The sequence below is a fragment of the Rhodococcus sp. HNM0569 genome, assembly GCF_012726205.1.
GTDB lineage: Bacteria > Actinomycetota > Actinomycetes > Mycobacteriales > Mycobacteriaceae > Rhodococcus_F.
The window spans coordinates 52,652-78,993 of the sequence record NZ_JAASAE010000007.1; the positions used below are offsets into that span (position 1 = coordinate 52,652).

At 68.2% G+C, this 26,342-nt stretch carries 26 protein-coding genes and 1 pseudogene; 16 read left to right on the top strand and 11 right to left on the bottom strand.

Going from position 1 to position 26,342, the window contains the following annotated elements; all coding sequences use genetic code 11:
- The first annotated feature begins 38 nt into the window (after window positions 1-38).
- On the top strand, window positions 39-794 hold the full coding sequence (locus HCA44_RS11480) for a DUF5602 domain-containing protein (RefSeq protein ID WP_346764682.1): 756 nt from the start codon (window positions 39-41) through the stop codon (window positions 792-794).
- On the opposite strand, the gene bla is transcribed toward HCA44_RS11480, so the two are convergent.
- Window positions 791-1,768, bottom strand: coding sequence for a class A beta-lactamase (bla, locus tag HCA44_RS11485; RefSeq protein WP_169648702.1), 978 nt, complete (start codon window positions 1,766-1,768; stop codon window positions 791-793). The genes HCA44_RS11480 and bla overlap by 4 nt on opposite strands.
- 153 nt (window positions 1,769-1,921) lie before the next feature.
- On the opposite strand from bla, the gene HCA44_RS11490 reads away from it, so the two are divergent.
- Together HCA44_RS11490 and HCA44_RS11495 are read left to right on the top strand one after the other, a co-directional pair.
- Complete coding sequence (locus HCA44_RS11490; protein WP_169648703.1) at window positions 1,922-2,803, top strand: LysR family transcriptional regulator; 882 nt, start codon at window positions 1,922-1,924, stop codon at window positions 2,801-2,803.
- Window positions 2,800-3,726, top strand: coding sequence for a serine hydrolase (locus HCA44_RS11495; RefSeq protein ID WP_169648704.1), 927 nt, complete (start codon window positions 2,800-2,802; stop codon window positions 3,724-3,726). Before HCA44_RS11490 ends, HCA44_RS11495 begins: the two co-directional genes overlap by 4 nt.
- On the opposite strand, the gene cynS is transcribed toward HCA44_RS11495, so the two are convergent.
- From cynS to HCA44_RS11515, 4 genes are all read right to left on the bottom strand, one after another.
- Window positions 3,714-4,157 carry a cyanase gene (gene cynS, locus HCA44_RS11500; RefSeq protein ID WP_169648705.1) on the bottom strand — a complete coding sequence of 148 codons (444 nt, stop codon included), beginning with the start codon at window positions 4,155-4,157 and terminating at the stop codon, window positions 3,714-3,716. The genes HCA44_RS11495 and cynS overlap by 13 nt on opposite strands.
- Before the next feature lie 104 nt (window positions 4,158-4,261).
- On the bottom strand, window positions 4,262-5,302 hold the full coding sequence (locus tag HCA44_RS11505) for an aspartate-semialdehyde dehydrogenase (RefSeq protein WP_169648706.1): 1,041 nt from the start codon (window positions 5,300-5,302) through the stop codon (window positions 4,262-4,264).
- 3 nt (window positions 5,303-5,305) lie between these two features.
- The gene (locus HCA44_RS11510; protein ID WP_169648707.1) at window positions 5,306-6,571 is read right to left on the bottom strand and encodes an aspartate kinase; all 1,266 of its coding nucleotides are present in this window, start codon (window positions 6,569-6,571) and stop codon (window positions 5,306-5,308) included.
- A 354-nt stretch (window positions 6,572-6,925) separates the two neighbouring features.
- Entirely contained in the window at window positions 6,926-7,795 is an 870-nt protein-coding gene (locus tag HCA44_RS11515) for a hypothetical protein (RefSeq protein WP_169648708.1), read from the bottom strand.
- Window positions 7,796-7,900: 105 nt separating this feature from the next.
- Here HCA44_RS11515 and HCA44_RS11520 point away from each other — a divergent pair, with 105 nt between their 5' ends.
- From HCA44_RS11520 to HCA44_RS11535, 4 genes are all read left to right on the top strand, one after another.
- Entirely contained in the window at window positions 7,901-8,275 is a 375-nt protein-coding gene (locus HCA44_RS11520; protein WP_169648709.1) for a hypothetical protein, read from the top strand.
- Between the two features lie 245 nt (window positions 8,276-8,520).
- Complete coding sequence (locus HCA44_RS11525; RefSeq protein ID WP_240945477.1) at window positions 8,521-10,467, top strand: CocE/NonD family hydrolase; 1,947 nt, start codon at window positions 8,521-8,523, stop codon at window positions 10,465-10,467.
- Window positions 10,464-11,900 carry a hypothetical protein gene (locus HCA44_RS11530; protein WP_346764683.1) on the top strand — a complete coding sequence of 479 codons (1,437 nt, stop codon included), beginning with the start codon at window positions 10,464-10,466 and terminating at the stop codon, window positions 11,898-11,900. The genes HCA44_RS11525 and HCA44_RS11530 overlap by 4 nt, the downstream gene beginning before the upstream one ends.
- Window positions 11,901-12,105: 205 nt before the next feature.
- Window positions 12,106-13,719 (top strand): acyl-CoA synthetase, encoded by a 1,614-nt coding sequence (locus HCA44_RS11535; RefSeq protein ID WP_169648711.1) that lies wholly within the window; start codon window positions 12,106-12,108, stop codon window positions 13,717-13,719.
- A gap of 3 nt (window positions 13,720-13,722) precedes the next feature.
- Here the strand turns inward: HCA44_RS11535 and HCA44_RS11540 are convergent, their stop codons facing one another.
- Window positions 13,723-14,562, bottom strand: a complete 840-nt coding sequence (locus HCA44_RS11540; protein WP_169648712.1) for an LLM class flavin-dependent oxidoreductase — start codon at window positions 14,560-14,562, stop codon at window positions 13,723-13,725.
- Between the two features lie 130 nt (window positions 14,563-14,692).
- Between HCA44_RS11540 and HCA44_RS11545 the strand changes: the two genes are divergently transcribed.
- From HCA44_RS11545 to HCA44_RS11555, 3 genes are read left to right on the top strand one after another with little or no spacing between them, the layout of a single operon-like run.
- On the top strand, window positions 14,693-15,034 hold the full coding sequence (locus HCA44_RS11545; protein WP_169648713.1) for a GNAT family N-acetyltransferase: 342 nt from the start codon (window positions 14,693-14,695) through the stop codon (window positions 15,032-15,034).
- A complete protein-coding gene (locus HCA44_RS11550; protein WP_346764684.1) occupies window positions 15,031-15,501 on the top strand; it encodes a carboxymuconolactone decarboxylase family protein in 471 nt (156 codons plus the stop codon). Before HCA44_RS11545 ends, HCA44_RS11550 begins: the two co-directional genes overlap by 4 nt.
- Before the next feature lie 50 nt (window positions 15,502-15,551).
- Complete coding sequence (locus tag HCA44_RS11555) at window positions 15,552-16,166, top strand: class I SAM-dependent methyltransferase (protein ID WP_169648714.1); 615 nt, start codon at window positions 15,552-15,554, stop codon at window positions 16,164-16,166.
- Window positions 16,167-16,197: 31 nt separating this feature from the next.
- On the opposite strand, the gene HCA44_RS11560 is transcribed toward HCA44_RS11555, so the two are convergent.
- Window positions 16,198-16,668 (bottom strand): hypothetical protein, encoded by a 471-nt coding sequence (locus tag HCA44_RS11560; protein WP_169648715.1) that lies wholly within the window; start codon window positions 16,666-16,668, stop codon window positions 16,198-16,200.
- A 209-nt stretch (window positions 16,669-16,877) separates the two neighbouring features.
- Here HCA44_RS11560 and HCA44_RS11565 point away from each other — a divergent pair, with 209 nt between their 5' ends.
- Window positions 16,878-18,029: a low temperature requirement protein A gene (locus HCA44_RS11565; protein WP_169648878.1), complete on the top strand. Its 1,152-nt coding sequence runs from the start codon at window positions 16,878-16,880 to the stop codon at window positions 18,027-18,029.
- 52 nt (window positions 18,030-18,081) lie between these two features.
- On the opposite strand, the gene HCA44_RS11570 is transcribed toward HCA44_RS11565, so the two are convergent.
- Window positions 18,082-18,459 (bottom strand): hypothetical protein, encoded by a 378-nt coding sequence (locus HCA44_RS11570; protein ID WP_169648879.1) that lies wholly within the window; start codon window positions 18,457-18,459, stop codon window positions 18,082-18,084.
- Between the two features lie 293 nt (window positions 18,460-18,752).
- Between HCA44_RS11570 and leuA the strand changes: the two genes are divergently transcribed.
- The 3 genes and pseudogenes from leuA to HCA44_RS11585 all read left to right on the top strand — a co-directional run bounded on the left by leuA (window position 18,753) and on the right by HCA44_RS11585 (window position 21,006).
- Entirely contained in the window at window positions 18,753-20,561 is a 1,809-nt protein-coding gene (leuA, locus tag HCA44_RS11575; protein ID WP_169648716.1) for a 2-isopropylmalate synthase, read from the top strand.
- Between the two features lie 140 nt (window positions 20,562-20,701).
- Window positions 20,702-20,809: pseudogene (locus HCA44_RS11580) on the top strand (transposase); the annotation flags it as partial.
- 53 nt (window positions 20,810-20,862) lie between these two features.
- The gene (locus HCA44_RS11585) at window positions 20,863-21,006 is read left to right on the top strand and encodes a hypothetical protein (RefSeq protein WP_169648717.1); all 144 of its coding nucleotides are present in this window, start codon (window positions 20,863-20,865) and stop codon (window positions 21,004-21,006) included.
- 135 nt (window positions 21,007-21,141) lie between these two features.
- Here the strand turns inward: HCA44_RS11585 and HCA44_RS11590 are convergent, their stop codons facing one another.
- Genes HCA44_RS11590 through HCA44_RS11600 form a run of 3 tightly spaced genes read right to left on the bottom strand, consistent with a single transcriptional unit; the run spans window position 21,142 to window position 24,204 of the window.
- Window positions 21,142-21,735 carry a hypothetical protein gene (locus HCA44_RS11590; protein WP_169648718.1) on the bottom strand — a complete coding sequence of 198 codons (594 nt, stop codon included), beginning with the start codon at window positions 21,733-21,735 and terminating at the stop codon, window positions 21,142-21,144.
- Window positions 21,736-21,772: 37 nt separating this feature from the next.
- Window positions 21,773-23,320, bottom strand: coding sequence for a hypothetical protein (locus HCA44_RS11595; RefSeq protein WP_169648719.1), 1,548 nt, complete (start codon window positions 23,318-23,320; stop codon window positions 21,773-21,775).
- Window positions 23,317-24,204 carry an ABC transporter ATP-binding protein gene (locus HCA44_RS11600; protein ID WP_169648720.1) on the bottom strand — a complete coding sequence of 296 codons (888 nt, stop codon included), beginning with the start codon at window positions 24,202-24,204 and terminating at the stop codon, window positions 23,317-23,319. Before HCA44_RS11600 ends, HCA44_RS11595 begins: the two co-directional genes overlap by 4 nt.
- A 133-nt stretch (window positions 24,205-24,337) precedes the next feature.
- Between HCA44_RS11600 and HCA44_RS11605 the strand changes: the two genes are divergently transcribed.
- Window positions 24,338-25,672, top strand: coding sequence for a sensor histidine kinase (locus tag HCA44_RS11605; RefSeq protein WP_169648721.1), 1,335 nt, complete (start codon window positions 24,338-24,340; stop codon window positions 25,670-25,672).
- An 11-nt stretch (window positions 25,673-25,683) separates the two neighbouring features.
- Entirely contained in the window at window positions 25,684-26,328 is a 645-nt protein-coding gene (locus HCA44_RS11610; protein ID WP_169648880.1) for a response regulator transcription factor, read from the top strand.
- The last annotated feature ends 14 nt before the right edge of the window (window positions 26,329-26,342 follow it).

The window sequence follows — 26,342 nt, forward strand, 5'->3', positions numbered from 1 at the left end:
GAGCCCGTGCCATGTTCACTCGACGCATCCTTGCCATCGTGGGAACGGCCGCCGCGTCCGTCCTGCTGGTCAGCGGTACCGCCGTCGCCTCGCACGCGCCGCCCGACGCGGTCGGTCCCGCAAGCGCAATCGGCAACGGCACCGCGCACGTCTTCCAACGATTCGACGACGGCGTGCCCGTCGCCATCGGGGTGCGCATCGACGCCGCAGCGCTCGACGGGCTCCCCGAGGGACCGCTGGCCGGCAGCCGCGAATACCCGCTCCAGGTGGCCGATCGAGCCCGTGCGACCCCAGTCGATCACGTGACGATGGATTGGAACCCGCACGGGCACAATCCCGAGCACGGCTTCGATCGACCCCATTTCGACGTCCACTTCTATCTCGTGGACCGGGCGATGTTGATGCAGATCGATCCGCTCGCGCCCGGATACCTCGACCGGGCCACGCGCCTTCCCGATCAGAAGTACCTGCCCGAAGGGTATGCCCCCACCGACGATCCGCTGACCGGCACGACGATGCACATGGGGCTGCACTGGGCCGATTCCCACCCGCGCCCGCACGAGTTCACCGAAACAGTCCTGCACGGCAGTTGGGACGGCAGGCACATCTTCATCGAGCCGATGTTCACACGCGACTGGCTGCTCACCCACCCCTCACACGAAGAGACGTTGCCGCAGCCGCAGGCATACCAGGCGTCCGGCCACTATCCCACCACCTTCTCGGTCGACTGGGATGCCGATGCGCAGCAGTATGTCGTCGAGTTGGGCGGGCTCGCTTACCACGACGCAGGCTAGGCTCCCGCTCCGAAAGCCGCGACCACCGCGCGCGTCACCTCGGCGAGCGCGTCGCCGTCGAGCGGGGCCTCCCTGTCCCCTGTCGTCGACGCACTCAGCATCGACACGATCAGGGGCCGCCCCGACTCGTCACGCACGAGGCCGACGTCGTTGACCGCTCCCCAGTAGCCGCCACCGGTCTTGTCCGCGACGGTCCACCCGTCCGGCAGCGCCGTGGCGATCCTGCTCGTCGTGTTCGACAGCATCCACGTCGTCAGTTTCTCGCGCTCGGGCGCACCCAAGGCGTCGCCGAGCAGAACGGACTGGTACCCCTCGGCGAGGGCGCGCGGCGTCGACGTGTCGCGAACCTCGCCAGGCGGTGTGTCGTTGAGATCCGGTTCCCAACGGTCGAGTCGTGTGCGGTCGTCGCCGGTCGAGCGAGCGAAGTCGGTCACGGCCGCGGGTCCTCCGATTTCGCGCAGCACGTAGTTGGCCGCTGTGTTGTCGCTTCGCGTGAGTGCTGCCTCGGCGAGTTGAGCGAACGTCATCGTCGTGCCCGCCGCGGGCTCGGTGACCGGCGAATTCGGGACCACGTCGGACTTCTCGACCATGACCGGGCTATCGAGACTCGAGGTGCCCGCGGCCGTACGTCGCAAGAGCGCACCGACTGCATACACCTTGAACGTGGAGCACAGGGCAAAGCTCTCGTCGGCGCGATGGAAGAACGTGCGGCCGGTGACCGGATCGAGAACCGCGACCCCGATCTCGAGCCGTCGGTTCTTCTCGACGGCGGTGACAGCATCCTCGAGGCCGTGCGGATCGAGACCGTGCGCCGACTGGGTGGATACGGACGGCGTGGTCTCGGATGTCGGCTGTGCCCCCGGTTCCGCTGCCGCGGAGCATCCGGCGAAAAGGAACGTCAGCGCGGCCGCGGCCGCGACGGCGCGGCCGGTGCGGGTCGGGTGTGTCGTATTCAGGCGTTCGATGTCGGGCATGAACCCAATGTCGGATTCGCCGACGACTCGCGCCAATACGAATCCGCGCGCGGCCGAGTCGCATCGGATATCGCTGCCGGTCGCCGTGGTGACGAACAACGCGGAACCCGTCCGGACCGAATACCGACAACGGGAGGTTGGTTCAATGACGGTATGGATCTCGTCCGGCACCTGCGGTTCTTCGTCGCACTCGCGGAGGAGGAACACTTCGGCCGTGCAGCACATCGCCTGGGCATGACGCAACCGCCGCTCTCGCAAGGCATCCGCCGGCTCGAGACGCGGCTCGGACTCACTCTCGTCGAGCGCACCGCGCGCGGCGGAGTCCTCACGGCAGCCGGACGAGAACTGCTCCCTCGGGCACGCCTTCTCGTCGCGGATGCCGACCGGTTCGACGAGGAAGCCGCACGCATCGCCGGCGCGCACGTCGGCGTCCTGCGGTGGGGTGCGACCGCCGCGTTGTCCGACCGTCTGGTGCTCGAGTGCGTCAGCAGGCTCGCCGGAAGCGGACCTACCGCGACGCGCGTGGTCACCTCCTGCGATACGACGCCGTCGCTTGTCGACGCCGTGCGCGGGCATGCGCTCGACCTCGCAGTCGTGGAGCAACCGGCGCTCCTCGACGGGGTGCGGTACGGACCGGTGGTCCGGCTCCCGCGCTGGGTCGTGGTGCCCGCGGGCCATCCGGTGTGCGACGCTCAACAGCCACGTGCGCGCATGCTCGACGACCTGGCATTCGCGTCGGCGCCCCGCACCGACAATCCACCGGCACACGACGCGCTCGTCGAGCTGTGGCGGGCACGCGGTCTCGACCCGGCGGTGGTCGCGACGGAGGACGAGCGGGCGATGCTCGCGTGTGTCGCGGCAGGGCAGGCATTCGGTGTCACGACGACGCGTCCGCAGCACGCTCCCGGAGTGCAATGGATCGAGCTCCTGCGCGACGACGTGAGCTTGCCGGTGCGAGTCGTGTGGAACGCAGACCGCCCGCAGCCCGTCCACTCGGCCGCGCTCGATCGAGTACTCACGAGGGCACGGCGATGAACCACACTGTGCACGAAAGGATCCGCGCGACCTTCGCCGACGCGGGCTGCGTCGGCTGGCTCCACGCGCGGAGGATCGATCCAGACGCCGACTCGACCCACGAGATCTCGATGGCCGCAGACGATCACGTCGTGATGACCTCGGTGTACAAGCTCGTACTCGCCGTCGCGGTATTGCGTGCATTCGCCGACGGACGTCTCGATCCCGCCGAACGCGTCGAGGCGCACCCGACGACGCTGACGCCCGGGCCGACGGGTCTGTCGTTGCTGACGGACCCGGTCGCGCTCAGCCGCCGCGACCTCGTCGTCTCGATGCTCACCGCCTCGGACAATGCAGCCGCCGACCTGTTACTCGGCCAGGTCGGCCTCGATGCGGTGCAGACGGTCTCGGCGGACCTCGGCCTGAGTCGCACCCGAATCGTCGGCGGCACCGCGGACGTGCACGAGGCGTTGCGCGTCGACATGGCGGTGCACACCACGCGCGAAGCGTTCGACGCGCTCGCGTCGCCGGAGGTGGACGTCGACGTCAGCGTCTACGACCCGGCACTCACGAGCGCGACCACCGCGCGGGACATGACGACCCTTCTCGCGGCCGTCTGGTCCGGTGAGGCCGTCACGCCGGGCTGGAGCGAGTTCCTGAAGACGACGATGGCTCGACAGATCTGGACGAACCGAATCCGTTCCGGGTTCCCTCATCGCGGCGTGACCGTCGCCGGGAAGACCGGCACGATCGGCATCATCCGCAACGAGGTCGCGGTGGTGCACCACACGGGCGAGGTGCCCGTTGCCGTCGCGGTGTTCACGCGGGCAGCACGGTCGGAGCCGCACCTACCCGTCGTCGACACGGCGATCGGCACGGCAGCCCGCATCGCGGTCACGGCTCTGCGCTCAGGGCCGGTCGCCGAGTTCGCTCACCAGTTGTAATCGAGAAACTTGCCGTCGAATGTCACCACGACGCGGTCGCCGGCGGGATCGGCACGCCGCTCGACGTCCACCTTGAAGTTGATGGCGCTCATGATGCCGTCGCCGAATTCTTCGTGGATGAGTTCTTTGAGCGCCGCACCGTACACGTCGAGCGCCTCGTAGAGGCGGTACATCGTGGGGTCGGTGGGGATCTGTTGCACGCCGCTGCCGCGATAGGGCTGCACCTGGAGAGCTTCGACCACGTCGTCGTCGAGTTCGAGCAACTCGCCGATCTTCCACGCGTCGTCGCTGGTCATCGGATGCTGCCCGAGCAGCGCGGCCGTGGTCCACACGGGTGGCTTGCCGATCGCGTCGGCGAGCTCCTGCCACGTTTTCCCGGACCGGAAGCGGGCGCGCGCGACGATCTGTCCGGCTTCGATTTTGTCGATCATCGCTTCATTGTCGCCGGGAAACCAGGGATTCCGCAGCGCAAGCACACCCCCCCCTGTGAGCACTTGACGAGTCTCTGGACTCGTCAAGTGCTCACGAGGGACGGTCAGCGGTTGCCGAGCAGAACCTCGGCGATCTGAATCGTGTTGAGCGCAGCGCCCTTCCGCAGGTTGTCACCCGCGACGAAGAGTGCGAGTCCACGACCCTCGGGCACGCCCGGATCCTGCCGGATGCGACCCACGAGCGACGGGTCCTTGCCCGCGGCTTCGAGCGGCGTCGGCACGTCGACGAGCGTGACACCCGGCGCGGCCTTCAGGAGATCCTGCGCACGCTCGACCGACAGCGGCTTCTCGAACTCGGCGTTGATCGACAGTGCGTGGCCCGTCACGACCGGCACGCGCACACACGTGCCGGACACCAGCAGGTCGGGCAGACCGAGGATCTTGCGCGACTCGTTGCGCAGCTTCTGGTCCTCGTCCGTCTCCCCGCTGCCGTCGTCGACGAGCGAGCCCGCCATCGGCAGCACGTTGAACGCGATGGGCGCGACGTACTTGTTCGGCGGCGGGAAGTCGACGGCGCTGCCGTCGTGCACGAGCTTCTCGGCATCGTCGATGACGGCGCGCGTCTCGCCGAGCAGTTCCTCGACGCCCGCGAGTCCCGAGCCGGACACAGCCTGGTAGCTCGACACGATGAGCCGCTGCAGGCCGGCCTCGTCGTGCAGTGCCTTGAGGACCGGCATCGCGGCCATCGTGGTGCAGTTCGGGTTCGCGATGATGCCCTTGGGCGGGTTCTTCGTCGCCTCGGGGTTGACCTCGCTCACGACGAGCGGGACCTCGGGATCCTTGCGCCACGCCGACGAGTTGTCGACGACGACCGCACCGGCCGCAGCGAATCGCGGCGCCTGCTCGCGTGAGAGGGTCGCACCGGCCGAGAACAGCGCGATGTCGATGCCCTTCAGATCCTCGTCGGACGTCGCGGCGGCATCTTCCACGACGATCTCCTCGCCACGGAACGGCAGCTTCTTGCCCGCCGAGCGCGCCGACGCGAAGAAGCGCACCTTGTCCGCCGGGAAGTCCCGCTCCTCGAGGAGCGTGCGCATGACGATGCCGACCTGACCGGTGGCACCTACGACAGCGAGAGTGGTCATGGCTTATCGCCCCGTTCCGGCGTGGACGACGGCTTCTTCTTCGCCGCCGAGTTCGAACGCCGCGTGGATCGCGCGCACCGCGTCGTCGAGTTCGGTGTCGTCGACGAGAACCGAGATGCGGATCTCCGACGTCGAGATCAGATCGATGTTGATGCCCGCGTTCGCGAGTGCCTCGCAGAACGTGGCCGTGACGCCCGGGTGGCTGCGCATGCCCGCACCGACGAGCGAGACCTTGCCGATCAGATCGTCGTAGAGCACCTGGCTGAAGCCGATCTTGTCCTGCAGCTTGCTGAGCATCTCGACCGCACGGGGACCGTCGGTCTTCGGCAACGTGAAGGTGATGTCGGTCTTGCCGGTCTCGACCTTCGAGATGTTCTGCAACACCATGTCGATGTTGATCTCGGCCTCGGCGACGGCGCGGAAGATCTGCGCGGCGTAGCCGGGGGTGTCCGGCAGGCCGACGATCGTGATCTTCGCTTCGCTGCGATCGTGCGCGACGCCGGTGATCAGGGCCTCTTCCATGGGGATGTCCTCCATCGATCCGGACACGATGGTGCCGGGCTTGGTGGTGTACGACGAGCGAACGTGCACGGGCACGTTGTAGCGGCGCGCGTATTCGACGCAGCGCAGCATGAGCACCTTGGCGCCGCACGCGGCGAGCTCGAGCATCTCCTCGAACGAGACCTTCTCGAGCCGCTGGGCGTCCTTGACGATGCGGGGATCGGCACTGTAGACGCCGTCGACGTCCGTGTAGATCTCGCACACGTCGGCGTTCAGCGCGGCCGCGAGGGCGACGGCGGTGGTGTCGGAGCCGCCGCGTCCGAGCGTCGTGATGTCCTTGCTGTCCTGACTGACGCCTTGGAAACCGGCGACGAGCACGATCGAGCCGTCGTCGAGCGCGCTCTGCACACGACCGGGTGTGACGTCGATGATCTTGGCGTTGCCGTGACTACCGGTGGTGATGACACCGGCCTGCGAGCCGGTGAACGACCGGGCCTCGGCGCCGAGCGAATGGATCGCCATCGCGACGAGCGAGTTCGAGATGCGCTCGCCGGACGTGAGGAGCATGTCCATTTCGCGAGCGGGCGGGGCCGGCGAGACCTGCTGCGCCAGATCGAGCAGTTCGTCGGTGGTGTCACCCATTGCCGAGACCACTACGACGACGTCGTTGCCGGCTTTCTTGGTCTCGACGATCCGTTCAGCGACCCTGCGGATCCGCTCGGCCGTGGCGACCGAGGATCCGCCGTACTTCTGGACGACGAGAGCCACGCTTTTCTACCTCCAGGTCGAAGACAAATGGTCGGCGAAATAGTTCGACTGATCGACGAATTAGTTCGACGAAAATTGCTGGTCCAGATGCCGAGCTTACCGAGAGGGCCACGAAAACCGGGAAGCGAGGGCGTCGGCGACCACCCGGAGACAAGGTTTCCGGCACTGCGCGCCGGCTCGCCGGGCGGGGCCCCCGCGGTGCCGCGATTGCCCGTGTGAACAGTGGCGACTACGTGTCGCGGCGCATTGTCCACCCACCGTGCGCGGGTGCGGTGCGCGTCGTGACGTGATGTCCGTCGCTGTACCAGTCGGACGGTTCCCTCGCCGGTCTCGCAGACGCTTCCCGTCCCGGTGTCACGGGAACCGTTTCGCGACGGCCTGTGCAGGCGCCTCGGTCCCAGCGCACTCAGGCGCCGAGACCGTGACGACGGGATGGGCACGGCCCAGCGCGAGGGTGAAGTCGTCGAGCTCCGCGGCGTCGCGTGTGACGTCGATGTCGTCGCCGACGCGGTGCGTCCACCGGCAGGTGCCCGCTGACACGACAGCGTCGTCGAGCAGAGCACGACTGCCCACCTGCCGCAGGGAGTACTCGACGGTGAGGTCGCCGGCCTGGCACGCGTAGGGCCGGGGCCGCGTGACGTCGGGGCTGCTGGGCCGCGCGGCGTCGGGGCCGCTGGGACGCGTGGCGGTGTCGCCGGCGAGGAACTCGCATGGATCGACGGCCACCGGGTCGTCGGCGCCCCGCTGCGGCACGCCCGCGACGAGCGCCGCGGCCGCGTCGCCCACGAGCGTCTCGGCGAGCGGGCATGCGTCGACGCCTGCGCGATCGGCCACACGCACCGACGCCGGACGCGGCGAGCCGGGCACCGCGAAGGTGCGCTCGCATGTGCCTGTCGCGAGATTCGGTGCAGGATCGGCGTAGGTGCTGGGCGAGATCGACAGCTCGATGCGGGTGAGGACCTCACCCGTGTCGACCAGCGCGGAACACACCGACAGCTGCACCGCGGCGCCGAACTGTGCGACTCGGCCGGCGTCGGTGAGCGTGGCTTCGTCGAGCAGCGCGCACGGATCGAGCAGGCGCAGGACGTCGCTCGAGGGCTGCGGCGCCGCCGTCACGTACCCAGACCCGGCCCCTGCCGCGTACGCGCTGCCGTCGCTGGTGGTCGCACACCCTCCCGCCACGGCGCACGCCGCCGTCGCGAGAACCATTACCGCCCGCCCCATCGCGTCCCCCTCGCGTCTTTCGGAAGCCCGAACAGTAGTGCACGGTCCAGTTCCCACCGCGCGGGCTATGGCGCGCGGCACACTTCGCCCTTTAGCATCGGGGCCATGCACAATACCGACCGCGCGTCCTGTTTTCCGCGCGCCTCACCCCTTCGGTCCCTCACCGTGCACGACGGCCAGTTCGTCGAGGTTGCGGGCGAGTTCCCCGGCACCGTCGTCGTCGAGCGGGGTGGAGAGTTGCTGCTGCGCGGCGACGTCCAGACCGTCGTCGTCGAGCCCGGCGGCAAGGCCGTCGTACTGGGCCGAGTGTCCAGACGCGCGGTCAACCACGGGGGCACCCTGCGCATCGACGGCACGGTAGTCCCGCCCGCCTTCGTCCACGTTCTCGGCGAACACGCGCCCCGCCCCGCCGTCCCCGCCGAGAGCATCACCCCGGCCGGAACCGATACTGCGGTCCCCCACACAGCCGGAAATCCCTGACGGCCTGAAACCCTGAGGGCGGACATCCCGGACAGCCGCGGATCATTGATACGCGCCGCGGCGTGTCGTACAGTCCACCCCGACACGTGGGGGTGACGGCCCTCACAGTGAGCCGGTGGGGGTCGGGGTTGTCTTCTCTACGTATTTCTTTCGCTCGCGGGGCACGCACCTGCCTCGCCCGTACGGGTCGTAGCAGGGGGTTGAGCCGGATGGCTCCCCTCGCCGTCGTGGCGTGTGTGTGCGCCATGCTCTGCGCGCCCGCGGCGCACGCACAACCCGGCGAGCCCCCCGCTCCCGCGCAGTACCCACAGGTGCACATCGAGTGGGACGTGCCGATCACGATGAGTGACGGCACCGTGCTGAAGGCCAATGTCTATCGCCCGGCCGACGCGAACGGCGCACCGATCGACACCCCGATGCCGACAATCCTCAACATGACGCCGTACACGAAACTCGTGACGACGCTCGCGGACTCGGGGATGTCGGTGCCGGGGATGTCCGATGCGCTGATGTCGCTCGCCGGGCGGTTCGATCTGACCGGCACTCCGTTCACGGGTCTCGCCGATCTCGTCAACGCCCTCGACGGCGGCTTCGCCCGCAACTTCTCGATCGACCGCGACCTGATCCGCAGCGGATACGCGCAGGTGGTGGCCGACGTGCGCGGCACCGGTTTCTCGCAGGGCACGTGGCAGGTCTTCCAGGACCGCGAACAGCAGGACACCGTCGAGACGATCGACTGGGCCGCGGCGCAGCCGTGGTCCGACGGCAAGGTCGGCATGTCCGGTGCGTCCTACTCGGGGATCAACCAGTTGCAGGCGGCCGAGAAGCGCCCCGAACATCTCGACGCGATCTTCCCGGTCGTCCCCGGCAGCGACCTGTTGCGCGACATCATCGCCCCCGGCGGCGGCCTCGGCATCGGCTTCCTGCCGCCGTGGCTCGCGGGGGTCAACGGGCTCAAGTTCGTTCCCGATCTGTCGTCGCTCGCGAACGGCACCTTCGACTGGGCCTGGCTCGCGTCGCGCGTCGAGAATCCGGCGGTGTTCTTCGATCTCATCGCGGCAGCACTCACCACACCGACGATCGACGAGATCCCGCCCCACATGGTGGCCCTCCTGGAAGACGGGAGTTCGATCCGCACCGACTGGCAGGGCGATCCGAGCCGCATCGACATCCCGACGTTCGTCGTCGGCGGCTGGCACGATCTGTTCACCAACTCCGAACCCCGCATCTACAACGCAATTCCGCTGCCGCCCGGCGAGAAGCAGCTCTTGATGGGCGAGTGGTATCACGTGAGCGCAGGGTCGGGCCTCGGCCAGGAAGGCGCACCGCCGCGGCTCGACGCCCTGCAGCGTGCATGGTTCGACAAGTGGCTCAAGGGAATCGACGACAGCCTCGCGGGAACGGACATCGCGGACTTCGGCCCGATCACCAACTTCCAGCAGGGCGGCGACTGGATCACACGCACCGACTTCCCGGATCCCGCCGCCGAGTACCGCCGCCTGTATCTGTCTCCTCAGGCCAGCGGCACCGCGCAGTCCGTGCACGACGGCTCGCTCACCGACGAGCCGACCGGCGATCCGACGACCCTGACACTCGCTCCCGGGCTCACGACCCTGTGCTCGCGCGATGCGGCGCAGCAGACGGCGGGGCTACTCGCGGCATTCGACGCGTGCGGCAAGGACTCTCGCATCGCCGAGACGAACGCCCTCACCTTCACGGGCGCGCCGGTCACCGAGCCCACAGCGATCTCCGGACCGGTCAACCTGCATCTGGAAACCATGCTCGACGCGACCGACGGCTACTGGACCGCGACCCTCAACGACGTCGCGCCCGACGGGACGTCGACGGCCCTCACGTCGGGCCAGCTCACGTCGTCGCTCCGCGCGGTCGACGAATCGCGCAGCACACGAGCGCCGAACGGCGACATGGTCGATCCGTTCTACACGCTCACTCTCGACAGCCGCCAGCCGATCGTGCCGGGCGAGCGCACGGCGCTCGACGTGGGCTTGCTCGCGACCGACGCGATCCTCCAGCCGGGGCATCGACTGCGGATCGACGTGTTCGCGTCCAACTTCCCGAAGGGGATGCTGTTGCGTCCGCTGCTCAACGAATCGGAGCTGAAGCCGCAACATCTGGTGCTCGATCAGGAAGCACCGAGCTTCGTCTCCGTGCCGCTGGTGCCTGCACGGTGAGTGCTGTGCGTGTCGTCACGGCACTGTCCGTGCTCGCGGTCGCCGTCGCGTCGGCCCTTCCTGCGCAGGCCGCACCCACCGGTCCCGACGATTTCCTGGGCGCACCGGGCACGTCGACGATGCACGGCGACGCGGCGTCGAGCGACACCACCCCCCTCGCCGGTCCCGGTGCGTCGCCGCAGCAGGTCACCGTCCTCCCGCTGGGTGCCGCATGCTCGACAGTGCTCGAAACGTCGGACGGGCTCGTCGTCGCGCTGTGCACTGCGATCGCGGGCCGGGCGCCCACGGTGTACCTGCTCGATCCCGAACAGATGCGTGGCGGCCCGCTCGCTGCACCGACAGCCGAGCTCGCCCGGATGCCGCTCGCGGTGGGCGGACTGCTGGGCGGCGTCTACGCCTACCTGGACGACGCCGACCGCCTGGTCATCGTGGACGGCACGCGCACGCTGCTGCGGATCGGGCACCACCGCGACGACGACGGTTGGCGCCTGTCGGTCGACGAGGCAACCGATCTGCGCGGCGCGATCCCGGACGGGGACAGCGTCAGCGGCCTCGTCCCGGACACCACCGGGAATGTGTGGTTCGCGACGGCAGGCGGCGTCGCCGGCTACGTCGCACGCGACGGCGGCGCCCGGACGCGGCTGCTCGGTGAAGGGGTCGCGAACAGTATCTCGGCGTCGTCGCATGGGGTCGCGGTAGCGACCACCCACGCGCTGTACCAACTCGACACGGGTGAGGACGGCAGCGTGGTCGTCGACTGGAGGGCGCCGTACGACCGCGGCAGCGCCCGCAAACCGGGCCAGCTGAGCTGGGGCACCGGCTCGACACCCACCTACTTCGGACCGGACTCGCGGTATCTCACGATCGTCGACAATGCAGACGAAAAATGGGCCACCGACCAGCAGGCAGAGTATGCGGTCTCGTTGCAGGTCTTCGACAGCGAGTCCGGCGAGCCGGTCTGCACCACACCCGTCCTCACCGAGGGTGGCCCGGGCAGCGAGAACTCGCCGATCGCCTACGGTGACACCGTGATCGTGGCATCGACTCACGGTTATCCCTATCCCGCGATGCCCGCGGACGCGGGCCCCTCGGTGCCCGAGTCGGCGCCCTTCCGGGGCGGCGCGACCCGGGTCCGAGTCGGCAACGGGGTGTGCGGCGTCGAGTGGAACAGCCCGTTGCGCAGTTCCGCGGTGCCGCACGTGTCGCTGGCGGACGGGCTTCTCTACACGGTCACCCGGCGGGGAGCCGACACCACGTCACCGATCGACGGTTTCGACTTCACCGTGGTCGATCCCGAGACGGGCCACACGATCGGCGCGACGCCCCTGCCCGGCACCACCGCCCACGACACCCTCCAGATGTCGGGCCTGATCACGACCGGCGGCGACTACCTGCAGGGCACGGTCACCGGGATCGTCCGAGTCGGCCCGTGACGGCCTCCCGGTGACGGTGCAGCCCGCCGCAGCGCATTCCCGGTACGCCCGGCCCACATTTCCCGGCACCCCGGGGAGATTCGGACATTTCGGTCCCAGTGAGTAGAAACTGCGGTTGCGCACCGAGTCGAATGTGCTCACTCTCTTCATGAGTGATGCACATCACAGGTGACGGCGGCTGCCGGCACGGACTGGAGGGGATTCGATGCAGTTCAATCTGGCGGACGTCTTCGAGAGCGTCGCGGCGGCGGTGCCCGAACGGGTCGCGCTCACGTACGAGGGGCAACACCTCACCTATGCCGAGCTCGACGGTGCCGCGAACCAGGCGGGCCGGCTGCTCGCGGGAGCGGGCATCGAGGCGGGCGACCACGTCGCGCTGTACCTCGAGAACAGCGTCGAGCACGTCACGTCGCTGCTGGGGCTCGTCAAGATCCGCGCGGTCCCGATCAACGTCAACTACCGGTACACGCCGAGCGAGCTCGAGTACATCTTCACCAACTCGGACTCGGTCGGGGTCGTCGTCGAGAACCCGGAGCACCAGCGCACGCTGGCCGGGTTGCTCCCCCGCTGCCCGAAGCTGCGCGCGGTGTTCGTCGTCGGTGACGTCACCGACGAGCTGCGCACGGCAGCCGCCGCGCACGACATGACCGTCACCGAGTTCGCCGACGCAGCGGAACTTCCCGCCACCGCAGGGTTCCCCGAACGCAGCGGCGACGACCTGTACGTGCTCTACACCGGCGGCACCACGGGCTACCCCAAGGGAGTCATGTGGCGGCACGACGACTTCTTCCGCAAGCCGCTCTCCGGCGGCAATCCGTACGGTGAGGGCCCGCGCAAGGACCTGCAGGACTGCGCCAACGGCGCCAAGGAGTTTCCGCCGCTGTCGTTCCTGATCGCGGCTCCGCTCATGCACGGCGCCGCGAGCTATTCGCTGTTCACGTTCTTCTTCCTCGGCTGCCGCGTCGTCCTCATGCGCGGCTTCGATGCGGCGCGCGTCGTCGACACGATCGAGAAGGAATCACTGCAGGTCGTCCTGATCGTGGGCGACGCGATGGGCGTCCCGCTCGTCGACGAGATGGAAAGGCGCAAGGGCGACGTCGATCTCAGCTCGCTGTACTCGATCACGTCGGGCGGGGCCGTGTGGTCGGTCGGCGTGCGCGAACGGATGCTCGCGGTCAAACCCGAACTGCTGCTGCGCGACAACTTCGGCGCCTCCGAATCGGGCAACGACGGCGCATTCGACATCGACGCCGATGGCAACCTGCGGATGCCGGCGTCGCCGAACCTCGTGCTCGTGAACGAACGTCTCGACCCGATCCCGCCCGGTTCCGACGAGATCGGGTACATCGCCCGAGTCGGCAACATCCCGCTCGGCTACTACAACGACCCCGACAAGACCGCGCGCACGTTCCCCACCCGCGAGGACGGCACGCGCGTCTCGATCCTCGGCGACATGGGCACCGTCGAGGAGGACGGCACGATCGTGTTCCTCGGCCGCGGCTCGCAGTGCATCAACACCGGCGGCGAGAAGGTGTTCGCGGAGGAGGTCGAGGCGGTGCTGCACGCGCACCCGGTCGTGGCGGATGCGCTCGTCGTGCCGGTACCGGACGAGCGGATGGGACAGCGCGTCGCGGCCGTCGTCGCGGCCTATCCCGGCGCGGACGCCCTCACGCTCGACGACGTGCAGCAGCACTGCCGGGAGCACCTGGCGGGCTACAAGATTCCGCGCACACTGGTCGTGGTCGACGAGGTGCGGCGCACCCCCGCGGGCAAGGCCGACTACCGGTGGGCGAAGTCGGTGGCCGCCGACCACGCGTAGCGGTTACACGAGCGCATCCCGCACACGCGGCAGCACGGTGTCGGCGAGGCGTCGCAGTGACGCCTCGTCGCCCGGGCCGTCGAACAGGAATGTGTCGATGCGGTGCTCGCGCACGAACCCGATCAGGCGTGCGTCGAGGTCCGGCTCGCGGGCGAGGTCGCCGACATTGAGGACGCGGCGAATGCTCGCGGGATCGCGGCCCGCGCGCTCGGCCGCCGCGTCGATGCGGGCTCCCGCCTCGCGCAGACTGTCGTCGTCGACGTAGCCGAGCGACGGCACCCAGCCGTCGGCGTGCGCGCCGACGAAGTCGAGCATCTTCGGGCCGTACGCGCCGAGCCACACGCCCACTCGGTGCGCGGGCACCGGGCCGGGGTGCACTCCCTTGACCGTGTAGAAGTCGCCCTCGTAGGTGACGGCGCGCTGCCCGCTCCACATGAGCCGGATGATCTCGACCGCCTCCACCAGCGCGCGACGCGCCTCCCCCGGCCTGCGCCGAGGTCCGCCCATCGCGGCGATCGCGTCCCAGAACGCCCCGGCCCCGAGCCCGAGTTCGACGCGGCCGCCCGTGAGGACGTCGAGGCTCGCGACCGACTTCGCGAGCACCGCGGGCGGACGCAGCGGCAGGCACGCGACGTCCGGGAACAAGCGGATGCGATGGGTGCGCGCGCCGATCGCCGACAGCAGCGTCCACGTGTCGAGGAAACGCGCCTGGTACGGATGGTCCTGGATGCCGATCACGTCGAAGCCGACCTCGTCGAGCAGCGATGCGGTGTCGAGGGTCGCGTGTGCCGCGCCGGCGGACGGGTCGAGGAAGTATCCGAACTGCGGCGACGGGTGTGCCATGTGTCTGCTCCTGTCCTGCCCGATGCTCGTGCCGTGCCTCTCCATCATGCGTTTTCCGGGTGCTCCGCCGGGAAGGATCGGCGTCGCGCCATCCGCCCCGGTGGCGATTCGAGTGCGGCATAGTGGGCACATGACCGACACCACGAACGTGACGAACGCGGCCGACCAGAACCGTTACGAGGTGCGGGTGGGCGCCGAACTGGCGGGAGTCGCCGACTACGTCGAGCGCGACACCGACCGGGGCCGCGAACGCATCTTCTTCCACACCGAGATCGGCGAACAGTTCGGCGGCCGCGGGCTCGGCGGCACGCTCGTCGAGTACGCCCTCACCGACACCGCCCGCTCGGGCGAACGCATCGTGCCCGTGTGCGAGTTCGTCGCGTCGTGGCTGGACAAGCATCCCGACTTCACCGGCGACGTGGAGCCCGTCACCGAGGCGCACCACGCGGCGGTGGCGGACTCCCGCTCGTGACCGCACCGTTCCGGGTCGCGGTCGACCGGCAATCGCCCGCGATCTTCCGCGCGATGGCCGGTGTCGTCGCGCAGGTGCGTACCGCGGCCGAGGAGGCCGGCCTCGACCGCCGGTTGCTCGAGCTCGTGAACGTCCGCGTGTCCCAGATCAATCGGTGTGCCTACTGCCTCGACCTGCACTCGGTGAAGGCTTACGAGGCGGGCGAGACCGAGCAGCGGCTGGCGGTGCTGCCTGCGTGGCGTGAGGTCGACTTGTTCACGCCGCGCGAGCAGGCCGCGCTGGAGATCGCCGAGACCGTCACGCTCGTCGCGGACGCGCATCTCGACGATGCCGCCTACGCGCCGCTGCGCCGTCACTTGGACGACGACCAGATCTCGGTGCTCGTGTGGGCGGCCGTCACCATCAACGCGTACAACCGGGTGTCGATCCTCAGCGGCCACCGCGTGCGCGAACGCGGCGGCCGCTGACGGAGTCGGCCCGTGCACTGCTGAAAAGAGCACAGCCAAGGGAGGTCCGCATGGGCTGGTACGGAGACCACATCGTTCCTCGCCTGGTGAACAAGACGTGCGGTATCGCGCTCCTCGAACCGCTGCGTGACCGGGTGTGTGCGGGACTTCGCGGGCGGGTGCTCGAGGTCGGGTTCGGGTCGGGGCTGAACGTACCGTTCTATCCTCGGACCGTCGACGACGTGGCCGCCGTCGAGCCGTCCGACCTCGGCTGGAAGCTCGCCACCGATCGTCTCGCCGACACCTCCGTGCCGGTCGTTCGGTCCGGCCTCGACGGACAGTCACTTCCGTTCCCCGACAACAGCTTCGACAGCGCGGTCTCGACGTGGACGATGTGCACCATTCCTGACGTCGAGACCGCTCTGCGTGAGGTGCGGCGGGTCCTCGCGCCGGGTGGCACGCTGCATTTCGTCGAGCACGGCCTGGCCCCCGACACCAAGGTGCAGCGGTGGCAGCACCGGTTCGAGCCCGTCCAGAAGGCCGTCGCCGGCGGCTGCCACCTCACCCGCGACATCCCTTCCCTGCTCGATTCCGCAGGCTTCGAACTCCGCGACCTCGACGTCTTCTACCAGGACGGCACACCCAGGATCATGGGTGCGCTGTCGCTGGGCGTCGCAGTTCGCTGAGCCGAGACTCTTTATTTGCGCCGAGGGCCCGTCACATGCCGATGTCGTAGTGGTCGTGGCTGCCTTCGACGCCGAAGTCGGTCTCGGCGGCGTAGTCGGCGGCGACGTCGACGTCGAGGCCGGCTCCCCCGCCGGGAACGCCGTACACGTCCACGTCGAATGCTCCGCCCGCCTCGACACCGCCGTACCCCGCGATGGCACCGTCCACCGAATCGACGGCGACGGAGGTGCCCGCCGGGCCCGACGCGACGTCGGCGGAGTCGTAACTGCCCTCCGCGGCGACGGCGCCCTCGGCGACGACGCCGCCCTCTCCCTCCACACTCAGGTACGGAATGCCTTCCGTCGCCCCGAGTTCCACCTCGAGACCACCGCCGATCGCGGCGGAGGCCGCGGACTCGAGTCCGATGTTCACCGAGTCCGACGACGCCTGCACGGTGGCGGCGGGATCGGCGAGGAGGCCGGACAGGTCGATTCCGAGGTCGGCGAGCGGGTTGTCGTTCATGACAGTTCCTTTCCGCGGTGGGACCGGGCGTCCCACCGTCTCGAAAGTGAGATGCGCGCCCACCTGCGAAGGTTCCCGCGTGCCGCGTCGACCCAAAACCCGGCCACGCGACGCTGGTGCGCTGGCACGATGACGACGTGCACTCACGACGCTCGATCCTCGGCGGGCGACTGCGACCGCAGCCGCTCGACGAACGCGCCTCGGTGTCGATGCTCGAGCTGTTCTTCGACCTGGTCTTCGTCTTCGCGGTCACGCGCGTCACCGATCTCATGGCCGACGAGCCCGACGGCCGCAACATCCTGCACGGCGTGCTCGCGATGGCGGTGCTGTGGTGGAGCTGGGTCGGCTACGCGTGGCTCGGCAATCTCGTACGGGCGGACGAGGGCATCGTGCGCGTCGTCATGTTCACCGGCATGGGTGCGATGTTCATCGCCGCCATCACGATCCCCGAAGCGTTCGACGACCTGCCCGGTGGGCTCGACGGGCCGCTCGTGTTCGCCCTCGCGTACTTCGTGGTCCGGCTCGTACACCTCGTGTTCTTCTGGTTCCTCAGCCACGACGATCCCCAATTACGCAGGCAACTCATGCGGTTCGCGCCGAGCATGGCGGTGGGGACGGTCGCTCTCGTCACTGCGTCGCAGCTCGACGGGTGGCCGCAGACGGCCCTGTGGTTCGTCGCGCTCGCAGGCGACTATCTGGGAACCTTCCTCGGCGGAGAGGGCTGGCGCCTGCGCTCGGTGAGCCATTTCGCCGAACGCCACGGCGTCATCGTGATCGTCGCTCTCGGCGAGTCGATCGTCGCGATCGGCATCGGCGTGGCGGCGGTGCCGGTGTCGTGGGCGGTGATCGTGGGATGCGCACTCGGCCTGATCGTGTCGGCGATGATGTGGTGGTCGTACTTCGACGTCACGTCCCTTGCCGTCGAGCAGGCCGCGCAGCGCGCGAGGGGCACGCGACTGATCAAGATCGCCCGCAACTGCTACAGCTTCCTGCACCTGCCGATGGTGATCGGCATCGTCATGATGTCGCTCGGCCTGAAGATCGTGCTGCACTACGTCGGCGACAACAGTCACTACTCGCTGTCCGACCCGCTAGAGGGTTGGCCGCTCGTGTCCCTCTACGGCGGATCGGCGCTGTACCTGCTCGCGCTGTCCGTGTTCAAGGCGTACGGAACACGGTCACACCTCCCCGTGCAGCGCGTCGCGACGGCCGCGCTACTGGTAGCGCTCGTGCCGCTGGTGTGGCACGTTCCCGCGCTCGCCTCGCTCGGGATCCTCGCCTCGGTGCTGGTGGCTCTCATCTCGTTCGAGATGGTGACGCTCGACGAGCGTCGCACCGAGGTCCGGCACGGGCGGGAGTGACCGGCAGGGGCCTCGAAGGCACATGCCGAAACGCCTGCCGGTGACCAGAAGGTCAGCGCGCGAGCCGGATCTTCGCGTCGATGCGATGGATGCGCAGGTCGTCGCGCGGAACGCGGAACCGTTCCAGCACGCGCACGGTGACGAGGGTGCGGCCGAACGCACCCGCATCGAGCAGATAGTCCGCGACCACGGTGTCGTCGCCGTCGCGGGTCCATGCGACCTCGCGGATCGCCCGCACGAGGTGGAACTGCGGCCCACGTGACAGGCTGCGCCGCAGGTGACGGCCCGACACGGCGGTCTTGAGGCCCACCTCGTAACGCACCGCGTTCGGCGCGATGGGCACCGAATTGCCGTCGTGACTCAGGAGCGCGTCGAGATAGCTGCGGGCGACCGCGATCTGCGGGTCCGGCGCCGTATCGTCGCGGGCCATGCCGTCGCGCGGCGTGCCGTGGGGTTCCGATGTGGGGGACGTCACCCGACCAGTGCAGCAGAGATCGGTCCGGAATGCACGCTTCGCGCAGGTCCGGCGCCTCCCCGATGGAACGAGCTCGTTCGCGTGCCGTACGATGGTGACATGCAGCGCGCTCTCCTTCTTGGGTGCCGCGACGGGGTCTGATCAAGACCGGCCACCCGTCGCGGGGTTCGAGCGCGCCGGTCGCCTCGGTTTCGTGGGCTCACCAGACCCGAATTTCCGAGCAACTCGCACTCGATGGAGATCACCACATGTCCCCTGCTGACGCGTTCACGTCCGGTTCTCGCACCGTCACCACGCCCGCAAAGCCCGCGCCCGCCGACCAGCCCGCGTGGAACACCCAGAAGAACTCGTCGATGCCGGCCTTCCGGTACCGCCCGTTCGCCGAGGAAGTCGAGCAGATCACGCTGCCCGACCGCACGTGGCCGGACAAGGTCATCGACCGCGCCCCGCAGTGGTGCGCCGTAGATCTGCGCGACGGCAACCAGGCACTGATCGACCCGATGAGCCCGGCGCGCAAGCGGCGCATGTTCGACCTGCTGGTCCGCATGGGCTACAAGGAGATCGAAGTCGGCTTCCCGTCCGCGAGCCAGACGGACTTCGACTTCGTGCGCGAGATCGTCGAGGACGGCGCGATTCCCGACGACGTCACGATCCAGGTGCTGACCCAGTCGCGCCCCGAGCTGATCGCGCGCACCTTCGAGGCGTGCCAGGGCGCGAAGAACGTCATCGTGCACTTCTACAACTCGACGTCCGTCCTCCAGCGTCGTGTCGTGTTCCGGGCCGACAAGGCCGCCGTGAAGAAGATCGCCACCGACGCCGCGCAGCTGGTGCTCGAGGAAGCGAAGAAGTACCCCGAGACCAACTGGCGCTGGGAATACTCCCCCGAGTCGTACACAGGCACCGAACTGTCGTACGCGAAGGACGTGTGCGACGCGGTCACCGAGATCCTGCAGCCGACGCCGGACAACCCGGTGATCCTGAACCTGCCGGCGACCGTCGAGATGGCGACGCCCAATGTGTACGCCGATTCGATCGAGTGGATGCACCGCAACCTGGCCCGCCGCGACTCGATCATCCTGTCGCTGCACCCGCACAACGACCGCGGCACCGGCGTCGCCGCCGCCGAACTGGGCTACCAGGCGGGCGCCGACCGCATCGAAGGCTGCCTGTTCGGCAACGGCGAGCGCACCGGCAATGTGTGCCTGGTGACGCTGGGCCTGAACATGTTCACGCGCGGCGTCGACCCGCAGATCGACTTCTCGAACATCGACGAGATCCGCCGCACCGTCGAGTACTGCAACCAGCTGCCGGTGGCCGAGCGTCACCCGTACGGCGGCGACCTCGTCTACACGGCGTTCTCGGGCAGCCACCAGGACGCGATCAACAAGGGCCTCGACGCGATGAAGGCCGCCGCCGACGAGCAGGATTCCGACGTCGACGACATCGTGTGGGAGGTTCCCTACCTGCCGATCGACCCGAAGGACGTCGGACGCACGTACGAGGCGGTCATCCGCGTCAACTCGCAGTCCGGCAAGGGCGGCGTCGCGTACGTCATGAAGTCCGATCACGGACTGGCACTGCCGCGTCGCCTGCAGATCGAGTTCTCGCAGTCGGTGCAGAAGGTCACCGACGGCGAAGGCGGCGAGATCTCGCCGAAGGAGATGTGGGACATCTTCTCCGAGGAGTACCTGGCCCCGGTCACGCCGCTCGAGCGCATGAAGCAGAAGGTCACCGCGGCCGAGGTCGACGGCGGCACCGACTCGATCACCGCGATCGTCAAGGTCGACGGCAAAGAGCACGAGATCTCCGGCGACGGCAACGGCCCGCTGGCGGCGTTCGTCGACGCCCTGGGCACCGTCGGGTTCGACGTGCGGGTGCTCGACTACTCCGAGCACGCGATGTCGGCAGGCGACGACGCGCAGGCCGCTGCGTACGTCGAGGCCGCGGTCACCACGGCCGAGGGCGGCACGAAGACCGTGTGGGGTGTCGGCATCGCGACGTCGATCACCACCGCGTCGCTGCGCGCGGTCGTGTCGGCGGTCAACCGCGCACACTGAGCCCCCGTCACCTTCTTCGTAGTCCCGCACCGCGGGACTACGAAGAAGGTTCGGTATGACTTCTTTCCCCTGTCTCGAATGATCCGGGGGTGGTGCCCGCCGAGCTCGGTGGCATCGATGCCACGACGTCGCGTATCTTCCCGGGGCTGTCGATGCGCCGCGTCGCCGACCTGTATCTCGGTCAGGCGAAAACCGATGCCCCCGACGCGTTCATCATCGCCGACGCCGCCCGCACCATGCCCCACACGCAGGCCTCTGCCTTTTCGCGGCCGAGATCGTCTCCCGCACGCGGGAGTTACCCATGCCAACAGCGTTGATCGTGGAGTTCGTCGCGACGCATCGCGACGAACACGGAGTCGATCCGATCTGCGCGCCCCTGCGCGGTACGGCCGTCCAGATCGCTCCGCGCCTACTGGTCGACCCGCACGGTTGCCAGCTACGGTGAGAGCCCGGTCCCGGCAGTGGTCGGAACCAACCAGCCGAGCCTCCATCGAACCCGGGGCGATTCGAACCCAAACGGCTGCCTGGTAGTAACCGTCCCTGCGAGGTTTGCATTCACTCTGGGTACTTCGCTCTCGTCTCAGCGAGGGTCCGTCGTTGCGGAGACGGCGCCATCTCCGGACCGTAGGCGCACCGGGATGCCGGCGGGATCCTGTGGCACCTCGACGGTGCTCGCCCCCGTTGCGGACACGGCGTCGACCGCGTAACTGCCCGGGCCCACGACCAATGCGACGTCACCGTAGCGGGAATCAAGGTCGACGGCGGCACGGGTGTCGGTCACCGTCAGATCGCCGAACTTGGAGTTTCCGTGGATGACGGTGCCGTAGGGGACGAAGATCTCGTAGCGGGCGACGCAGGTGGGGCTGCCGACGGCGAACCTGTCGGGGCACCGCGTGCTGATCGTCAGACCGGACGCGTCGGTGTCGATGCTCTCCTCGGGCTTGTCGCCGTCGGTGAACTCCACGGTGCGTCGGATCTCGATGTCGTCGCGGTCGGAGCCGATCACCTGTGCGCTCAGCGACGCGGTGGTGACACCGAGTTGTTTCGCGCCCGCGTCATCGAGATCGAGTGTGACGGAGGTGAACGCGCCGCTGTAGGTGTCGCTCCACTGTTCCTGACTCGTGGAACCGGCGGTGCATCCGGTGAGTACAAGCGTCGAGAGTGCCAGTGTCACGACACCGGTAGAGAGAAGGTATTTCCGAGGCAGGTTTTCAACGGCGGGCATGACGAATCTCCAGTACGAGTAGGGAGGCGGCGACCAACACAGCGCTGATGCCGAGGGAGAACAGTGGAGACGGGCCACTGAGCGACCCGTCGGTGCGGAGCACGCCCATGACGTCGACGGCCGCGACCCCGTTGAGAACGGCGTACCAGATCGCCAGATAGACCGCCTGGAATACACGTGCGTCTCGTCCGATCGACCCGATCAGCATCGCAAGGGCGGGGATCAACGCGGCACCCGCAACCCACGCAGCTACTCCGGTCGAATCCGGTGCAAGGAGCATCTTCACCAGGGGGCCCACACCGGCGACGGCCGCAATGAGCACGCCTGCACCCCACTCGGCGATGAGACGGATGCGCGGCGAGATACCGCACTCCACAAGCGGGTCGCCGCCCTGCTCGTAGCTGAGCGTGCCGAGACGCGACCACAGCAGCACGGGCAGCAACCACGCGAAGAGCAGTGCGGTGCCGACGCGGTCAGCGGGAGCCGCCAGGGCTGCGACCGTCACGATCGCGAGCGTGAGCCACCACCACCGCGACACACTTCCGAGATGGATCCGCACCTCGCCGATCAACAGGCCCACGAACGCGTGTCCACGCTCGGCCGGGGACAGTCCTCGTACGGTTCGTGAAAATGCTGGTGTAGCCGACGGTTCCGGTGTTGCGGAGGGCGGCTGGGTGGAAGTCCTCGATAGGGAAGTCTGCAGCCGTGACGGATCGAACCGAGTGAACCAGAACGACGGCATGACGGCGACGAGCGTCGATGCCGCGATCAATCCCACGCCGGCTGCGGCAAGGGCCGGGTCGAAGTCCATTCCGGACCACGTGAACTGCCCGAGCGCACCGGGTTCCGCGGTGAGGCCGATCGAGATCTCGTCGTCCATGCCGGGGTGCTGCGCGGCCAGGTCGGCCTGGAACCCCGCGGTTGTCGATGCGTAGATCAGCGGGATCCCAGCAAGGAACATCGACGGATAGACGAAGAACCACAGGATGTTTCCCGCCCCACCGCGCAAGAGCGGAATCGTCTCGAAGACAACGGCGGCTGCTGCCGCCACGGTCAGTACCGGAAGACAGAACAGGACGATCGGAAGCCAGAGCGCCGTCATGTCGAGGCTCGTGGATTCTCCGCGGAGAAGCTGCATCACGGGTGCGATCAGGGCAAGTGCGGCAGCCATCGCCGCGAGCACCATCAGGTTACTCAGATACTTGCCCAGCAGATACGTCGGCGTGCGCAACGGGGAGGCGGACAGCATTTCGCCTACGCCGGTGGAGATGTCGCGCGCGATACAGCTGCGGACGACGTAGAACCCGAACAGCGGCAACCACAGGCTGCCGATCATGGCAAGCAACATGCCGATGTACGCGCTGTCGTACAGTCCCCGGAACGATCCGACTTTGACCATCGCGTATGTGGCGGAGACAGGTGGGACGGCAACATAGCCGAGGGCGACAGCGCCGAGCACCGTCACCAGGAACGCGGGGCGCCGCGCACGATCCCGGAAATCTGCCATCGCGACGGCAGCAACCGCAGTGGTCATCGGGTCACCCCGGCAGGTGCGATCGGGGTATGGACCGCACTGACATACGCGTCTTCGAGGTCGGGTTCGACAGGACGTGCACTCGGAACCGGAGGCGTATGCGCGACCGCACGAACACGCACGCCCTGTGATGTTCGGACGGTGCGGGTGATGGTCGCTCGCTGCCGGATGTCGGCCACTGCATCGATGGGGACGACCGCTTCCCACACCAGACCGTCTGCGGAACGGAGGAGTTCCTCGGGGGTGCCGCGCCGACGCAGTTCGCCGGCGGTGAGGACCGCGATGTCGTCGGCGATGGCTTCGATGTCCGACACGATGTGGGTGGACAGGATGACGATCCGGTCGGACGACAGATCTCCCAGCAGGTTGCGGAACCGCATGCGCTCCTCAGGATCCAGCCCGACCGTCGGTTCGTCGACGACGAGAAGCTCGGGGTCGCTCAGCAGCGCCTGCGCGATCCCGACACGCTGGCGCATGCCACCGGAGAACTTGCCTACCGGACGCGATCCGGTGTCGGTGAGGTTGACGAGTTCGAGCAGTTCGTCGACTCGCTCCTTGGCAGACCGCGTGCTCAGTCCCTTGACTGCGGCGAGATACCGGAGGAACTCCCGGGCGCTGAGATTCGGGTAGACACCGAAATCCTGTGGGAGGTAGCCGAGGACACGGCGGAGCGGCTCCGGCCGGGCGGCGATGTCGGTGCCGTTCCAGGTGACCGTTCCGGAGGTCGGCCGGGTGATCGTGGAGAGAATCCGCATCAGCGACGACTTACCGGCTCCGTTGGGTCCGAGGAGTCCGAGAACTCCGGGCCCGATCCGCATACTGACGTCGGTGACGGCCTGTTTACCTCGATAGGTCTTGGTGACCTTGTTCAGCTCGAGTTGCATGACTACAGCCGACCATTCCACCGGTGGTGCGGTCACTGGGTCCACGCGGTGGATCGAAGGTGGTGCCAGCACCACCTTTCGGCTGCACTCCGCCTCATCCTGAAGCAGCGGCCGCGTCGATAGGCTCACTCGAGTGTCCTCTGTTGAACCGACCACGGTGCTCGCCGCGATCACACGACGACGCTTCCTGCTGACGGGGTGGCTGTGGCGCTCGCTCGGCTATCTGCTGACCACTGTCCCGGTGGTGTGCGCGGTGGCGCTGCCGTTCGCCGTGTTCTGCGTCCCGTGGTTGGTCCTGATCGTGTGGGCTGGCGACGGCATGTATCCGCAACCGCTCGGAAGGGTGTTGTTCCTCGGCGTTCTCGGCGTGGTGCTGGTGTTCGGGCTCGGCCCGTTGGTGGCGATACCGCTGGCGACTCTGGAACGTCTGCGGCTGCGTCTGGTGAGCAGCGATCGGGCGCTCTCGGCGCACCGCACTCCTCACGCCGCGGGTCTGTGGCCGTGGGTGCGCACCCGCTACGCCGAGGCCGCGACATGGAGGGAGCTCGGCTACGCAGTCCTGCTGCTCACCTTGGTTCCCGCGTTGTTGCTCCTGGCCGCGGTGATCGTCGGGCTCATCGTCGTGATGGTGGTCAGCCCCCTGGTGGTGGGTGACGGTAACGAGGCGGTGGCGCTCGGGTTCAGCCAGATCACCTCGGTCGATCAGGCTGTCCCCTACGCGATCGCAGGTCTGCTTCTGCTGCCGACGGTTCCGTACGTGATTGCTCTGATCGCGGGACTGCACGGCGCGCTCGCCCGGTCGTTGCTGTGCGGCGACGATCCGGACGCGCTTCGCGCTCGGCTCGTCGAGGTGTCACGGTCCCGGGCCCGACTGGTCGATGCCTTCGAGGCGGAACGCCGCAGGATCGAGCGAGACCTGCATGACGGCGCGCAGTCGTTGCTCGTCAACCTCACTCTGCAGTTGGGTATGGCCAAACTCGACCTCCCACCGGATTCCGCCGCCGCGAAGAGTGTGTCGCAGGCGCATGACCAGGCCAAGGACCTGATGGCGGAACTGCGGCAACTCATTCGGGGAATCCACCCCAGGGTGCTCACCGACCGCGGCCTACCCGACGCCCTACGTGAGCTGACCGAGGACTTCGTCGTCCCGGTCGCCGTCACCGCGGAGATCTCGCCGCGTCCGGCGCCGGACGTCGAGGTCGCAGCCTATTTCGTGGTGGTCGAGGCGCTCAACAACATCGCCAAACATGCGGATGCGACGGCAGTCGACGTGACAGCCCGGCGCGCCGGGGATCTGCTGGTCGTCGAGGTCGTGGACGACGGCTGTGGCGGCGCGGATCCGGAGCAGGGTAGCGGCCTGACGGGCCTGGCCGACCGGGTCGCTGCGGTGGACGGCAGAATGCTGCTGTCCAGCCCGCCCGGCGGGCCCACCGTTGTCCGAGTGGAGTTGCCGTGGATCGAGAACTGACCGCCGTGCGAATGGTCCTCGCCGAGGACGGCGCACTGCTGCGCGAGAGTCTCGCCGCGATGCTCGAGCGGTTCGGGTTCGAGGTCGTGGCGTCGGTACCGGATGCCGTGGCATTGGAATCGGCTGTCGCCGAGCATCGTCCGGACCTCGTCGTCACCGATGTGCGGATGCCTCCGGGGTTCACCGACGAGGGTTTGCGCGCGGCAGTGGAATTGCGGCGAGCCTACCCTGAGCTCGCCGTGGTCGCGCTGAGCCAGTACGTCGAATTGAGTTACGCCGACGAGCTTCTGGGGGCAGACGGCGGGCGCGTCGGTTATCTGCTCAAGGATCGCGTGGTCGATGTCGAGGAGTTCGTCTCCACTCTGCGCCAGGTGGTTGCCGGTGGCACAGTGATCGATCCCATGGTCGTCCAGCAATTGTTCCGGCGCCGGCGGGATCCCTTGGCACAGTTGTCGCCGCGCGAACGCGAGGTGCTCGCCTCGATCGCCGAGGGGCACTCGAATGCGGCGATCGCGGCACAGTTGTTCATCACCGAATCGGCGGTGGGCAAGCATGTCGGCAACATCTTCGACAAACTGGTGCTGCCGCCGACCGACGACACGAATCGTCGGGTGTTGGCCGTGCTCGCGTATCTACGTCGCGACGAGCTCGACTGAGACACATCCGACGC

What these genes read in the sequence shown, in the direction of transcription:
- HCA44_RS11495 (WP_169648704.1), top strand. Translation starts at nt 2,800, where the DNA reads ATGAACCACACTGTGCACGAAAGGATCCGCGCGACCTTCGCCGACGCG.
- HCA44_RS11490 (WP_169648703.1), top strand. Translation starts at nt 1,922, where the DNA reads ATGGATCTCGTCCGGCACCTGCGGTTCTTCGTCGCACTCGCGGAGGAG.
- leuA (WP_169648716.1), top strand. Translation starts at nt 18,753, where the DNA reads ATGTCCCCTGCTGACGCGTTCACGTCCGGTTCTCGCACCGTCACCACG.
- bla (WP_169648702.1), bottom strand. Translation starts at nt 1,768, where the DNA reads ATGCCCGACATCGAACGCCTGAATACGACACACCCGACCCGCACCGGC.
- HCA44_RS11585 (WP_169648717.1), top strand. Translation starts at nt 20,863, where the DNA reads ATGCCAACAGCGTTGATCGTGGAGTTCGTCGCGACGCATCGCGACGAA.
- HCA44_RS11540 (WP_169648712.1), bottom strand. Translation starts at nt 14,562, where the DNA reads ATGGCACACCCGTCGCCGCAGTTCGGATACTTCCTCGACCCGTCCGCC.
- HCA44_RS11560 (WP_169648715.1), bottom strand. Translation starts at nt 16,668, where the DNA reads ATGAACGACAACCCGCTCGCCGACCTCGGAATCGACCTGTCCGGCCTC.
- HCA44_RS11515 (WP_169648708.1), bottom strand. Translation starts at nt 7,795, where the DNA reads ATGGGGCGGGCGGTAATGGTTCTCGCGACGGCGGCGTGCGCCGTGGCG.
- HCA44_RS11555 (WP_169648714.1), top strand. Translation starts at nt 15,552, where the DNA reads ATGGGCTGGTACGGAGACCACATCGTTCCTCGCCTGGTGAACAAGACG.
- HCA44_RS11525 (WP_240945477.1), top strand. Translation starts at nt 8,521, where the DNA reads ATGCTCTGCGCGCCCGCGGCGCACGCACAACCCGGCGAGCCCCCCGCT.
- HCA44_RS11535 (WP_169648711.1), top strand. Translation starts at nt 12,106, where the DNA reads ATGCAGTTCAATCTGGCGGACGTCTTCGAGAGCGTCGCGGCGGCGGTG.
- HCA44_RS11600 (WP_169648720.1), bottom strand. Translation starts at nt 24,204, where the DNA reads ATGCAACTCGAGCTGAACAAGGTCACCAAGACCTATCGAGGTAAACAG.
- HCA44_RS11505 (WP_169648706.1), bottom strand. Translation starts at nt 5,302, where the DNA reads ATGACCACTCTCGCTGTCGTAGGTGCCACCGGTCAGGTCGGCATCGTC.
- HCA44_RS11570 (WP_169648879.1), bottom strand. Translation starts at nt 18,459, where the DNA reads ATGGCCCGCGACGATACGGCGCCGGACCCGCAGATCGCGGTCGCCCGC.
- HCA44_RS11595 (WP_169648719.1), bottom strand. Translation starts at nt 23,320, where the DNA reads ATGACCACTGCGGTTGCTGCCGTCGCGATGGCAGATTTCCGGGATCGT.
- HCA44_RS11545 (WP_169648713.1), top strand. Translation starts at nt 14,693, where the DNA reads ATGACCGACACCACGAACGTGACGAACGCGGCCGACCAGAACCGTTAC.
- HCA44_RS11565 (WP_169648878.1), top strand. Translation starts at nt 16,878, where the DNA reads ATGCTCGAGCTGTTCTTCGACCTGGTCTTCGTCTTCGCGGTCACGCGC.
- HCA44_RS11520 (WP_169648709.1), top strand. Translation starts at nt 7,901, where the DNA reads ATGCACAATACCGACCGCGCGTCCTGTTTTCCGCGCGCCTCACCCCTT.
- HCA44_RS11610 (WP_169648880.1), top strand. Translation starts at nt 25,684, where the DNA reads ATGGTCCTCGCCGAGGACGGCGCACTGCTGCGCGAGAGTCTCGCCGCG.
- cynS (WP_169648705.1), bottom strand. Translation starts at nt 4,157, where the DNA reads ATGATCGACAAAATCGAAGCCGGACAGATCGTCGCGCGCGCCCGCTTC.